Below are 13548 nucleotides of genomic sequence, written 5' to 3' on the forward strand. Positions count from 1 at the left end.
TTTTTATTTACCTTAATATTCATTTCTGTAAGTAAAAAAGGTACCGGACATTTGCCCGGTACCTTTTTTATTATTCGTTAAAATTCAGTTAACCAGCTCAGAATATTAAGCTGGAACTGCCATAAAATTTTGCAGGGAATTGATTAATTCAAGAGATGCATATTTACCCACAGAGTGCAAAGGATTAAGTGCTCCCTTTGCCATGGATAAGACCTTTTCTTTCAGCTGTTGTTCGTCGTAAGCAACGTGCACATAATTAAGACTTTCCAATCTCTTTGCAGTGGCCAGCTGGTGGTCATTTCTGTGTTCTCCATATTTAACCAATTTCGGCAAAACCAGAATTGGCTTTTCTCTTTCGAATGCAGAAATGATCGTACCCATACCAGCGTGACTGACAACCAATTCCGCGGCGGAAAAGTATTTATCGAATTCTGTTGGAGATATAAATTCAAGTGCCTTCATATGTTTGGCCTTGTAGCTGCCGCCGGTCGACACCTGTGCGACGAATGTGATGTGCGGCAGCAGCTCAGCTACCTGGTCCATCGTGGAAATTAGCCTGTCAAAGGCTCCCTGAGTACCTACTGTTACAAAAATCATGATAATACGCTTCCGTTAAAAGTAACTTTTGAATTAGACAAATCCGGCCACTGTGTATAGCTTCTGTCAGCTATTGAAGTCGCTATTCTGCCGCTCATTGAAATATTCTCAACGTTGGCAATACTGTCAATCCAGACCGTTTTGGCGCCGATTACTTTACCTGCGATAATTCCCATTAACCCGGGTGCGGCTCCGGTTGTAATGATGATATTGGGGCGGGAAAGGAAGACGATTTTCAGTACACACATCAGTGAATACAGCAGCTTCATTTTGTTCCATCTGCTGGCATCAGGAATGCTGTGGAATTCATATCCGTCCACAGTGTCTTTAAAGCTTTTCTTAGTGGAAACGAAAATCAATTCATGGCCTTCAAATGCAGGTTTCAATCTTAATAACTGAATCCAGTGTCCTCCGGCAGAGGCAATTGCTAGAATTTTCATAAATAAACGAGGGTTTAAACGAGAGTATTTAACACTAATTAAATTAGAGTCTTTAATTGATTAAATAATGGTTAATAGATTACTTGTTTTTGATAATTAGGAAGCGGCATTGCGGACTTCAAAAGGTTGCCTGTGATCACAGGATTTCGATTTTGCAAATAGATCTGAGAGGTGATTTTATTTTCTGACAAGTTCATTTTAGAGGAGAGTAAATAACGAAACAAATTACTGAATGAGGATAGGTCTAAATCGTTAGCAAGTATAATAGATTACTATTTATTGCGTGACCATTTTGGGGTGACGAGGCGCATTTTGAGGGTGAACCTTTGAGAGGTTGGGGAAGCGTTTTATTTAGTAACTAGGTACAATTTCGGGCGTGTAAATATTTCTACAAATTGCTTTTAAACTATATTTATAAATTAAAAAAGTAGTTATGCAAACTGTGTATAAATTGCAGTTACAGAAAAACTGTTAGAAATAAGTAACTGAATTTTCCAGACCAGGACCAGTTGGAAACTTCCCGGACAATTTTCAGAAAAGCAACTGATTTTACCTTTCCCAAAACGGGATAGAATGCCTGCCTGGCTGGTGCGAAAAACCTCTTCTTTCGACCTTCTTAACCCAACTGAATGTAACTGTTTCGATTGTAGAACTTATTCGATAGCTCTAATTGCTTGTGAGAGAGTGTGCCGGTTTGTACACAACACCGTAGAATCGCCCGATCTGCGCGTTCACTGCCTGAGCAAATCTTCCTTCATGCGCCAAACTGGGGATTTAGCTACATTTTTTGGCTATATATATGTAGGATATGAAACTAGCTTGATCTTCAATAACAATTAGTTACTTCATAGTTACATTCTTGTAGTATTAGCTTCTACAAATAATTCTCTTGTTGTGTAGTATTTGTATGTAATTTTTCTAGCTTTGCCCAGTCACTAGACGATCGAAGTACAACTTATTACCCGCTAACTCATGAAGAAAAAATCTTTACTACTACTGCTTTTTGCGGTCGGGTTTTTCGGCTGCAGCTCTCCCGAAACTGGCGAAGTATTGCCTGAGAATGCAAATAATGAGACCGCCGTAGGGCATAATGCCAAAATTGGCGACGGAGGCAAAGGTCCGCTGCTTTCGTATTACAGTTTCGATAACGAAATGGGTGACTGGTATGAAAAAGCAATTTGCTGCTCCTGGTCAGCTACGGTCGATAGGAAAGTAAAACGTGCAGGTACTGGTGCATTAAAATTTGAACTGAGAAGGGGGGACTTGCCAAATGGTGCCCGGACAGAGCTGGGTGAAGCGCCCAATCATAATCCCGAAGGCTGGTATGCGTTCTCTATGTACCTGCCAAATACATTTGTAAAAGACCCGATCGAAGAGAGCATTGTTCAGTGGCAGTCACTTCCTGACTTTGCAGCCGGCGAAGGCTGGCGTAGTCCGCCGATGCTGCTCGGTGTGCTTGACGACCGTTTTGTCCTCGAAATAAGATCAGACGCAAACAAGGTGACCATACAGGATCATTTTACTTTTACCCGCATTGACCTCGGCCCGGTGGATAAGGATAAATGGCTGGATTGGGTTTTTCACGTAAAATGGTCGCACGATAACAATGGTGTTGTGGAGGTTTGGAGAAATTCTAAACTCATTTTAAAGAGGGAAAATCAGCCTAATTTCTATAACGACGAGCATTTCCCGTATTTTAAAGTCGGAATCTACAAGTGGGAGTGGAGCAATATGGCCAGAGGTGCCAATCAGATCCGGTCGATGTATGTGGATGAAATCAAGATCGGCAGTCAATCGGCGAACTACAATACAGTAGCGGTGAGCCAGGATAATGCATTGCCAGTCACATTAACCAGTTTCACTGCATCAAAAAGCGGCAAATTGGCCAACTTAGCTTGGGCAACGGCTGAGGAATCAAATTCTGATTACTTTGTGGTCCAGCGCAGCTCGGATGCGAAAACGTGGAAAGAGATTGGCAGGAAGGCTGCTTCCGGGCAAAGTAAGTCGAAGCGGAATTATACGTTTATCGATCAAAAACCGCTGGCCGGGGCTGGTTACTATCGCCTGAAAATGGTTGACCGCGACCAGACGTTTTCTTACAGCGCTATCAAGAATGTGAAATTCTGACACTGGTTACCCGGTTCATTCACATCATATACTATCTCCTCAGCAAGGCAACATTGGCCAGCTGAGGAGTTTTTTTATACAAAAACTGTAAGTTTGATCCACAACAGACTTATTCAAGAACTATTCGAATCGATGGAAGATCAATGGAAGGCAATTTTTACAGGTGTTGATCACCCGGCTGTCGCGGCTGATGATGTGGAGTTACTGGCAAACTGGTACTGCGAAATGCTGGGATATGAGCGGTATTTCAAAGATCCAAAGCCCGTGTGGATGCTCAAAGCGCCCGACGGTACCTTGCTGGAAATCATGCCGAAAGACCATACGCTCCGTCAGGAACGCACAACCTGGATGCCAGGCTGGTCGCACGTCGCGTTTCGCGTCACAGATCTTGAAGCAGCGATCGCTTATCTTGATACCAAAAACATAAAATGGGCAGGAGAGATCATACCCGCAATAGGCGGAGGGAAGGTCAGAAATTGCTTTGACCTGGAAGGGAATATGATCCAGGTCCTGGAAAGGCACTTTTAGACGAAAGCAAAATCCTGTTACAACTGGCTTTTCGTTTTTCTAAGAAAGGCGGCAAATGTGGTCCCTGAGTCCTTGATGAACGTGCGGTTGAGTACATATTCTGTGGTCTTCAACTCCCGGGCAATTTCTGCAACTGTCACCTTTTTGTTGTGCTTTACTTTATCCTGCACAAAGCGCGTCACTTTCGCAATGCAGGAAGACTGATCCGCAACCAGTTCCTGGCTTACACCCTCCGGGGCTATACGTACTGCGATGTTGAGGATATTCAGCGCATTATTGAGGATGATCTCTTCCGAATGTTCCTGCGGTACCGCGATCTCTCTCCGGATCATCTTCACCAGCGAACCCACCGATTCCTGGTCTTCCACGTGCTGGACCCGGTGTTCGTGAATCTCAGAAGTGATCGGCACCAGACTATTGACCCTGTCCACAATCCGCAGCTGGTTTTTCAGATCTTCGGGAAGTCTGTTATCATGAAACGGGATGGTGTTGAAAACAATGACGAACGCAGTGACCGGCACCGAAGCCGTTAACTCTACACCATTTGCAATACGGAAAGCATAAAAAGAACCCTGGCTGAAATTGAAGAGACTATGGTCCAGTTTCACCTGCCCGGAACCGCGCAATACATACAGAAATTTGTGCTGATACTTGTATTTTCCAAGCAGGATCCGCACAGGCCTGTCCAGAAAGTGGATAGACATTACATTTCCTAGGGCAAACGTACTCAACTCTTTGACTCGTTAAAGTGATGGTTACTCAACTTTGTAACCGTTGTTATCTTTAACAGAACGTCCAACCTTTTTATTGCGTTCCCGTTTTGGGGCGCCAGATTCTTTTTATGCTTAAAAGTTCAGGGAAAAGTTATTTAATGTCCCCGATAATATCCTCCCATTTGTAATAATGAAACACTTTTCCTTCCGACATCACTACAAACAGTCCTTTGGGAAACGCCGGTGAAAGCGCCAGGTTAGTCACATCGGAACCATCACTTTTATGCGCGGCTACCTTCACGGTCCTCAAATGCGCGTGTTCGTGCGGATTGGCGGCTGTACCCTCTCTTCTGAATATATAGAACTGGTCTGCGCCCTGATCTGAGACAAGGATATAGCCCGTTTTTGGGCCTGTTTTATAAATGGAAATGCCTTCATTATCTTCTGTAAAACCCGTATTCGGAATCAGCGCGAGCTCTTTGCCTGTGCTGTCAGGATCGGCGTAATATTTGCGCACGCCCACCTGCTCATCGGAATAGTACACAAATCCCATTTCGTTATCGACAGCGATGGATTCGATCTCTTTCTTGCCGCTGTATTTGCCGAACTTCCGGACGAGTTCCGCTTTCACATTTCCCTTTCCATCATCTTGCAGCCGGTACTGCCACAGGTAACCTTCCTTCGGGCCATTTTTCCTTCCTACAATCGCAAATATAGCTTTGTCGGAAGGCCGCGTATAGAGTGATACGCCCATCGGTGCCTGCATGGAATCACCTTTGAAAACCTCAATACCACCCAGATCAACCGCCTTCATATCAGGTAGTGCAAATATGCGGATGCTGTTGGCAGCTCTTTCGGTAGCCACAGCAATATCAGTAGGTTTGCCCGAGAGCATCAAACCGTAAGCGATATCGACGTTATTTGGACGTTTCAGGTTTTTTACCACTTTGTCCTGCTGGATTTTCCCGGCCAGATCGAATACGTACAAAGCACCGTCTTCGTCTTTATCTGTACCGATAATGAGGCTCTTGGAAGGATCCTGCGGGTTGATCCATATTGCCGGATCGTCGGTATCGTGCACCACCGAATCGGTGATAATGACCGGCTGGATAATCGTCGAATCGGCGCTGGCTGAATGTTCGGAAGATTGTGTATTACAGCCAAAAAGGCTTATCAGGGCCAATAGGGCCAGTATTGAATAGGGTTTCATGTAAAATGAATGTTGATATTACTTGGTCATATCGAATTTCAAACCAAAATTAAACCTCGGTCTGTAATACTCCGCCTGGGTTGTGCGCGACGAAATGCTCTGGTAATAGCGAAGTGGCTGGTTAGTCAGGTTGTTCGCTTCTGCAAACAGCCTCAGGTTTTTAGTGATCTTGTAAGCCGCATTTGCATCGAGGAAAAACTGCTTATCATAGTAAATATCATCAAAATCCTCTCCACCCAGCGCATCCAGGTAAGCGGCGGTATAGTTGGCAGAAAGCCTGGCTGAGAACTTTCTATTTTCCCAGGACAAAGAAGCATTGAACATGTGCGGCGCAGTTCCGGGTAGTGAAACGTCCGTTCTTGCGTCCCCGTCTTCATTATAAACACCGTTCGCGAAAGACTTCGTAAATGTGTAGTTGGTGTAAATACCGAAGTTTTTCAAAAAGCCCGGAAGGAAATCGAGCTGGCGCTGAAATGCGAGTTCAAATCCGAAAACATTTACATTATCCCCATTTCTCGACTGCAAAAAGTCCCACTGCTGACCGTCAGAAATCGGGTTGGTCACAGTTGGGAAATCGCTCGCAAAAGCTGCTTCCGAGTATTGCTGGTTACGATAAGTGTAAATGAAATTTTTGAGGTTTTTGTAAAAAACGCCACCTGAGATCAAGCCGACGGATTCAAAGTAATTCTCTGCCATCAGATCAAAATTCCAGGAATAAGTAGCCTTCAAATCGGGGTTACCAGCTGAAATTTGCTGATCGCCCGGAATAATGCTGATGTACGGAGCCAGCGCGTAATAGTTCGGGCGGGCCAATGCAGTAGTGGCAGCCGCGCGGAGGATAAAGTTGTCGGTTGCATTGTAGCGGAAGGAAACGCTCGGCATTACATTCAGATAGTTATTCTTTACAGAGCGCGCGCCGGCCAGTTCTTCTTCATCTTCAATGATATTTCCAGTATAATCAATGGAAGTATTTTCCAGTCTCACACCCAAGATCATAGACAGTTTCTCATTGAAATCCTGATCAAAACGCACATAACCCGCCACGATGTTTTCCTTTGCATTGTAGTTCGCACCGAGGAATTCACCAGGAACCGGTTCCGCTTCAAACTCCGACGTATTGGTCAGGTTGAGGTTACCTAAAAACGTTTTGGAAGCAAATAGTCCCGGTACCAGGTGTGAGCCGGCCTGAAATTTGTCGCCCGGCCAGTTCACCGTCGCCGCATCGCCGAGCGTCGCGATCGCATCCTCATTCACAGGTGCATATTCATAAAATATGTTATCCCTGTCTTTTGTTTTAAGTCGCAGGCGGGCTCCTACGCGCATCCGGCCTTTCTGATCGGCAATGATCGACAGCGGAAAACGCAGGTTAACTTTTGCGCCCAATTCGGTTTCTTCTGTAAAATCGTGGTTTTCGGTAATTTCATGCAAGCCCAGCGAGCTGGCGTCCAGGCCAGCCGGCGATAGAAGCGGGGCGCGGGAATCTCCATTGTAAGTCAATGTGTTACCACCTTCGCGGAAGCTGATATAACGCTCGTTCGGCCGGTCTTCACTCGCAGTAGAATAGCTTACGCTCCAATCCAGGTCCACTTTCGGGCTCAGCAAATGGTCGCCGCGCACAGAATAGTTCTGAACCGTCTGTCTTTCGAGCCGGCCGCCTTTGTTTTTATTATTGTCGATACCGCCTTTGGTTTGCCTTCCTACGCGACCTTCAAAACCTGTAATCTGGTCATTATCATCGTAAAGCGGCTCAATATCGTCGATCCGCATCCGGTAACGGTTTTCAATATCGTCGCGCCAGTTGTACATCGCATTCGCCGTGATCGTGTGATTTTGACCAAGTTTGAAATCAAATGCAGCGGAAAGACTTCTGCGGATACGCTGCACGTCGTACTTTCTGATGTCGGTTTCACTGATATATACATTGCCGAAATCGTCTTTTGACCAAACAGCCTCTACATCGTCCGAACCATAATTATTGTTGTTATAAGATCCGCTCAGCACCATACCTATTGCGCTTTTAGCAAAACGGTTGGCGTAAACAAAGCCGCCCGTGTACAATGCTTTGCCGCGGATCGGGTTAAAACCCGAAGATAGTGTCGCCGAGATACGCTGACTGTTTGGTGCCGCCCGGGTTACCAGGTTCACCGAGCCGCCAATCGCATCCGCGTCCATGTCGGGCGTCAGCGTTTTGTTCACTTCGATCGTCGAGATCATATCCGACGGGATCAAATCCATTTGTACCCGGCGGTTGTCGCCTTCCGCGGAAGGGATTCTGTCTCCATTTAATGTAACCGAATTGAGCTCCGGTGCCAATCCGCGTACGATAATATTTCTTGCCTCACCCTGATCATTTTGCATTGTAATACCTGGTACGCGTTTCAATGCATCCCCGATATTGGAGTCGGGAAAGCGGCCTACCTGGTCGGAGGAAATGATATTGGTGATATTGTCATTGTTTCTTTGTTGGTTAAGCGCCTTGGCCTGACCTTTCAGCCTGTCTCCCAAAACAACTACCTCGTTCATATCCAGTCCGCCTTCTTGCAGGACCATCTCGAAAGATTTTTTTCCGCCCGCCTCTACCACAATGCTTTCGGCGTAGTTCCGGTAGCCCATATATGTTGCTTCCAGCTGGTAGGTTCCCGGATTTACATTCAGGAATTCAAACTTCCCGTACACATCCGAAATCGTATACTGGTTACCGGGCGTGATCTTTACAGTCGCGCCGGGCAGCGATAATCTTTGCGCATCCATGATCTTTCCCGAGATCACGGCCTTTTGCCCAAAAGATAGTGAAGAGATAAACAGTAGGATTAAAAATGAGATCGAGTAGCGTAGTACAATTCTTTTCATCAGCCTGATTTTAGTAATCTGCAAAAGTCACAGACTAATGTTACCAAGATGTCAGGTGAGTGTTATCAAATTATTATCAGAATAGCCTCTCTGTATTTTGTCCCCGAAAATCCCGTTTTCTTTTTACTTCTATGTGGTTATGGTTCGAATCCGGGATTAATAGTTGATCTTGTCTTAAAATGCGAAAATGTCAATACATATTATAAGAAAAGATACTGTTTTTCAGCCCGATTCAAGCCGGGTTATTGCCCGTTTTTTGTTTAGTAGTGAAGAGCGCAGCACCCTTTTAATTGAACGGATTCTGGGACTTTCCGAGCAGGAGCAGAACCAGGAGCTCAGTAATGTGTTTCGAAAATATGCCAAGCGCCACCGGAATATCCTGCGCATTTTTGAAAGGCATTTTAACAAACTGGCCCATATACTTGATAAGATGAATATTACGGCGCATTCGCTGAGCACTACCCAGAAAATGCTGATCGGTTCCTATTTTACGATGGAATATTCGATCGAAGCCGCAGCGTTCTTTAATCCTTCCATTGTAGAAGATCCCGATCAGTCGCGTATTGGTTTTGGTGAGAAAAGGGTAATACTTAGCTTCCGCGCTACCGGCGAGGGGCATATTTCGTCCATCGTTTTCAGGTCGGCGATCATTGATCAGAACAATACGATCAATGTAGAACCGCCGGGGCGAATGCTGGATGCACCCGAGCACGTGAGAAACCACGTTTACAAAAAAGATACTTTTTTGGCCAAGCTGGGTGAAATGCAGAATATGGAAACTGCCGCCTACGCCGTAATTGAGGGCAAACTGACGAAGACTTTCACCTACGAAGAGCTGAAACGCTACGTCGACGAAACCAGGAAGGAAGTTCCAACGACCCAGTCAAGCCAGGTTTTGCTGCGCGAAGTCATGTGGCTGGCTTCATCCCATTATGAAATGGATTTTTCCCTCGATACCGATATTTCCGAGCGTGTAATTTTCCCGATCGCGGACACAGAAAAGCGGGGGATCGAAGATGCCAGGTTTGTCAAATTCACAAGCGAAAGCAATGAGACGATCTACTATGCCACTTACACGGCGTACGACGGGATGTCGATCTTGCCCAAACTGTTGATGACCCGGGATTTTTACCATTTCAAAGTACTGCCAATTCACGGGGAAATCGCGCAGAACAAAGGAATGGCGCTGTTTCCAAGAAAGATCAACGGCAAATATGCCATGCTTTGCAGGATCGACGGGGTCAATAATTACATCGCTTTTTCGGATAATATCAGCATCTGGCGGGACGCGGTGATGATCCAGTCGCCGAAGTATCCCTGGGAATTTGTGCAGATCGGCAATTGCGGTTCGCCGCTGGAAACGGAAGCCGGCTGGTTGGTACTGACGCACGGCGTTGGACCTATGCGCGAATATGTGCTGGGAGCCTCGCTTTTTGCGATCGATAATCCTGAAATGGAGATCGGCCGGCTCTCACAGCCGCTGTTACTGCCCAATCGCAAGGAGCGGGAAGGTTATGTGCCCAATGTGGTCTATTCCTGCGGGGCGCTGATCCACAACGGAAACCTGATCATTCCCTACGCGATGTCCGATTATGCTTCTACTTATGCCGCGGTCGACCTGGCTGAGTTGCTGGCAGAATTGACCAGCAGCGCCATTTCAGCGGTTTAGCAGCTTTTCATACACAGCAATATATTCATCCACCATATTCTCTTTCGAAAATTTAGACGCGGCCCATTGCCGGCAATAGGCTCTGCTGATCCGGTCAATTTGCGAGACGGATTCAACCGCCCCAGCGACATTGCTGACCAGAAAACCAGTCTCTCCGTCGCGCAGCAATTCGGGCATGGAGCCGCGTTTAAATGCGATCACGGGCGTGCCGCAGAACATCGATTCTGCCACGCTCAGGCCGAAAGGCTCCTCGAATTTGACCGGGTGCAGCAATGCAAAAGCTTTTCCTAACAATACCTCCTTTTCACCGGGGCCCACATTGCCGCAGTAGAAGATCTGTTTGTTGTCAATAAAAGGTTTTACTTCATTTTCAAAATAGGTATTATCCTGTATCAGCCCGGCGATCATCAGTTTCCTGCCGCTGGCTAACGCGATCTGAATCGCCTCGCTGGTTCCCTTATCGGGATGAATCCTGCCAAAAAACAGCAGGTAATCTTCGGGTTCGGCTACAAAGGGAAATGCCTGATCGTCAATACCATTGTAAACGGTAGCCACATAATCCAGCTCGGCGTCGCGGTCCGAATCGCTGATGGAGACATAGCTGGTGTGCCCATTGTATTTACGGTACACTTCCTTGATTTTCTCAGACGAAAAACCGTGAATAGTGGTCAGTACCGGCGTTTTTACAAGTTTAGAATAGGTGAGGGGCAAAAAGTCAAAATGGTTGTGTATCAGATCAAACTGTTCCGCTTTCTCCATTAAGTTACTGATATGCAGGCACTCCGCCACTTTCGCGTCGACCTGCCCGTCCTCGGCGTAGCCGGTCGCACAGGCCGCGTCGAGCGCAGCACTGGTAAGCGAGTCGGAAGTGGCAAAAAGGGTTACTTCAATACCCCGCGCGTGCAGGCCTTCGGTCAGGTCGGAGGCTACCTGCTCCCACGGCCCATATTTACGGGGCGGCGTGCGCCAGGCAACCGACGATAGGATCGCTACTTTCATACTACGCTGGCTTCCAGATTGGAAACCTCTTCAAATGCTTCCAGCACGCTCAGGTGGGAGATCAGATAGGCCAGGGTACTTTCTGCGCCCTGGTTGCGGTTGACGCCGTAGCTTTCGAGCCCATCGCAGCAGCCTTTGGTTTCAAAATCATACAAACTGATACGCAGATCATTTTCACCTAAAAACCACATGAAACAAGTATAAAGCTGCCGGATATAAGCCTGGTCCTTGGTGAGCTGAAATGCCTGGTGGAACATCAGGACCATGGCCAGTGCATCCAGCGGCTGCTGGGCGAACATTGAATTTTCACCGTCCTTATTATACCATTTTTCATTCCCTACAACGGAAAGGTAACCATTGCGGAGCGTGATCCCGGAAAGGAAATCCATACTTTCGAACGCAATCTTTTCGACTTTCTCATCATTCAAAAACTCGGCTGCATGTAGTAGCGCAAGCGGCAGGAATGCATTGTCGTAAGCCAGAAGCGATTCAAACCAGTGCCAGTCGGCGGTGCTGTTTATCTCATAATCCGCCACCAGCCGGTTGGCCAGCTGCCTTAATATCTCTTTCATCCCCTCATCGGAAGGATTGCTTTTCATATAGTGACATATCCCCACGATGGTATTGGCAATACTCCTGATCGATTGGAGCTTGACGAAATTAGGAGCCGCATCGAAGAATATCTCCCGTCCGGTTTGATAATATGCATCATTAGGCGCATTACCCAGCAAATAGCCCAGCGACCATATTGCCCTGCCGAAAGAGTCTTCCGATCCTACCTCATCCAGAAAATTCCGGTTAAAGCTGAGGAAGTTCCTGAAAGCCCCGTCGGGGTTTTGCATATAATTGATATAGCTCAGGTAAGTCGGCGAAAGTTTGAGGGCGAGCGGATGTTTGTTCCTTTTGTAGGTCATCAACACCATTAACAAGGCTCGCGCATTATCGTCCAGGCAGTAACCTTCCTTCAAATTGGGAATACCATATTTGGCGTGCTGGATAATGCCTGTGTCGTCGGTGAGGCGCTGCACGTGGTCGAGCAGAAATGGCGGCAATGCAAGCAGGTCCAGGATCATTTCTTTTTCAACCCACTCGTCGGGCTGCTCGGCGACGATCTTGCTGGCAAGCTGCGCATATTTTTCACCTATTTTGGGCCAGGTGATCTCTCTGCCGTAATCGTAGGCATTTTTTCGCAAATCCCGCATAACCTGCGGATTGTCCAGTAAATCCAGGAACACTTCACTCAATGCCTGCTCGTCGTTGAAGGGGAATAACCTGCCTCTTCCTTCTGAAAGCAGCTCGGCGGCGTGCCAATAGGGGGTGGAAATGACTGCCGAACCTGCGCCAATCGCATAAGACAATGTGCCGCTGGTGATTTGCGCTTCGTTGGTGTAGGGAGTAATGTAAATATCTGAGGCCGAGAGATATTTAAACAGCTCGGACTGATCTATGAATTCATTCAGGAAAATGACGTGCTTTTCAATGCCCAGTTTTTTAACAAGGCCCATCAGATAGATACGGTATTCCTCGCCCGAATGCCGGATCACGTTCGGGTGCGTTTTGCCCAGTACAATATATACCAGGTTCGGGTATTTTGAAACCACAGCTGGCAGTGCTTTCAGAACGGTTTCAATGCCTTTATTCCTGCCGATAAAGCCGAATGTGAGCAGTACGTGTTTGGAAGAAAGCTTGAATTCCTTCTTTGCCAGCAGCTGATCAAACTGAATATCCGGAACACCGTGCGCAATCTGTGCGATCTTGTGTTCAGGCACACTGTATTCGGCTACCAGCATATCCACAGCCGTTTGGCTCATCACCACCACCGACTGCGCGATCTTGCAAATCTCGGTGAGTACCGCGCGTTCATTATAGGAAGGATTTTTAAGGACGGTATGCAGCGTGACGATCAGCGGAATTTTAAGCCTGTATAGCAAAGGGAGAATGTAAATGCCGTTTTGCCCGCCGAAAATACCGAATTCATGTTCCAGTATACACACGTCGGCGCCGCTGATATTGATGAAGTTGGCCGCTTCCAGGTAGTCCGCCTGCTCTTCCTGACGGATCGTCAGTTTCACTTCTTTTGGATAATCGTAACGCTGCTCATGGTCATTGATCGCCACCACAATACCCTGGTTCGGACCATCGGAGCCCGGTGCAGCGAGCATCGCATCAAACAGATTTTTTGTAAAAGTCCCAATTCCGCATTCCCTTGGAGGGAATGTACCTATAAACGAAATCTTCATATACCTCACGGAGTTGATTTCTTACAAGTTAACCCTATTATCTGACACTTGGGGGTTAACAGGTCCGGCGCGGCGGCGGAAACATTTTATCGCCGGGAATTACGCTTCCAAGCCAGCTTATCGACCAAAAATCCATATTTAAGCCCTATCTTACATTAAACCGAATTTGTAAATC

Annotated in this window: 10 protein-coding genes; 3 read left to right on the forward strand and 7 right to left on the reverse strand. The window is 46.8% G+C overall.

Annotated elements, in window-relative coordinates:
• Positions 1-105: 105 nt before the first annotated feature.
• Positions 106-597 (reverse strand): glycosyltransferase, encoded by a 492-nt coding sequence (locus LZG94_RS06825; protein WP_215232692.1) that lies wholly within the window; start codon positions 595-597, stop codon positions 106-108.
• Entirely contained in the window at positions 594-1037 is a 444-nt protein-coding gene (locus LZG94_RS06830; RefSeq protein ID WP_215232693.1) for an oligosaccharide biosynthesis protein Alg14, read from the reverse strand. The genes LZG94_RS06825 and LZG94_RS06830 overlap by 4 nt, the downstream gene beginning before the upstream one ends.
• Positions 1038-2009: 972 nt before the next feature.
• Between LZG94_RS06830 and LZG94_RS06835 the strand changes: the two genes are divergently transcribed.
• Both LZG94_RS06835 and LZG94_RS06840 read left to right on the forward strand, forming a co-directional pair.
• The gene (locus tag LZG94_RS06835; protein ID WP_233791181.1) at positions 2010-3164 is read left to right on the forward strand and encodes a polysaccharide lyase; all 1155 of its coding nucleotides are present in this window, start codon (positions 2010-2012) and stop codon (positions 3162-3164) included.
• A gap of 93 nt (positions 3165-3257) precedes the next feature.
• Positions 3258-3692 (forward strand): VOC family protein, encoded by a 435-nt coding sequence (locus LZG94_RS06840; RefSeq protein ID WP_233791182.1) that lies wholly within the window; start codon positions 3258-3260, stop codon positions 3690-3692.
• A gap of 17 nt (positions 3693-3709) precedes the next feature.
• Here the strand turns inward: LZG94_RS06840 and LZG94_RS06845 are convergent, their stop codons facing one another.
• The 3 genes from LZG94_RS06845 to LZG94_RS06855 all read right to left on the reverse strand — a co-directional run bounded on the left by LZG94_RS06845 (position 3710) and on the right by LZG94_RS06855 (position 8465).
• Positions 3710-4396 carry a hypothetical protein gene (locus tag LZG94_RS06845; protein ID WP_233791183.1) on the reverse strand — a complete coding sequence of 229 codons (687 nt, stop codon included), beginning with the start codon at positions 4394-4396 and terminating at the stop codon, positions 3710-3712.
• A 160-nt stretch (positions 4397-4556) separates the two neighbouring features.
• Complete coding sequence (locus LZG94_RS06850; protein WP_233791184.1) at positions 4557-5615, reverse strand: phytase; 1059 nt, start codon at positions 5613-5615, stop codon at positions 4557-4559.
• A gap of 18 nt (positions 5616-5633) precedes the next feature.
• Positions 5634-8465 (reverse strand): TonB-dependent receptor, encoded by a 2832-nt coding sequence (locus tag LZG94_RS06855; protein ID WP_233791185.1) that lies wholly within the window; start codon positions 8463-8465, stop codon positions 5634-5636.
• A 187-nt stretch (positions 8466-8652) separates the two neighbouring features.
• On the opposite strand from LZG94_RS06855, the gene LZG94_RS06860 reads away from it, so the two are divergent.
• On the forward strand, positions 8653-10134 hold the full coding sequence (locus LZG94_RS06860; protein WP_233791186.1) for a glycoside hydrolase family 130 protein: 1482 nt from the start codon (positions 8653-8655) through the stop codon (positions 10132-10134).
• Here the strand turns inward: LZG94_RS06860 and LZG94_RS06865 are convergent.
• A complete protein-coding gene (locus LZG94_RS06865) occupies positions 10123-11133 on the reverse strand; it encodes a glycosyltransferase family 4 protein (RefSeq protein WP_233791187.1) in 1011 nt (336 codons plus the stop codon). The two genes, LZG94_RS06860 and LZG94_RS06865, sit on opposite strands and share 12 nt — an antisense overlap.
• Complete coding sequence (locus tag LZG94_RS06870) at positions 11130-13373, reverse strand: glycosyltransferase family 4 protein (protein ID WP_233791188.1); 2244 nt, start codon at positions 13371-13373, stop codon at positions 11130-11132. Before LZG94_RS06870 ends, LZG94_RS06865 begins: the two co-directional genes overlap by 4 nt.
• Positions 13374-13548: the final 175 nt, after the last annotated feature.

It is taken from the genome of Dyadobacter sp. CY343 (genome assembly GCF_021390335.1).
In the GTDB taxonomy this organism is placed as follows: domain Bacteria; phylum Bacteroidota; class Bacteroidia; order Cytophagales; family Spirosomataceae; genus Dyadobacter.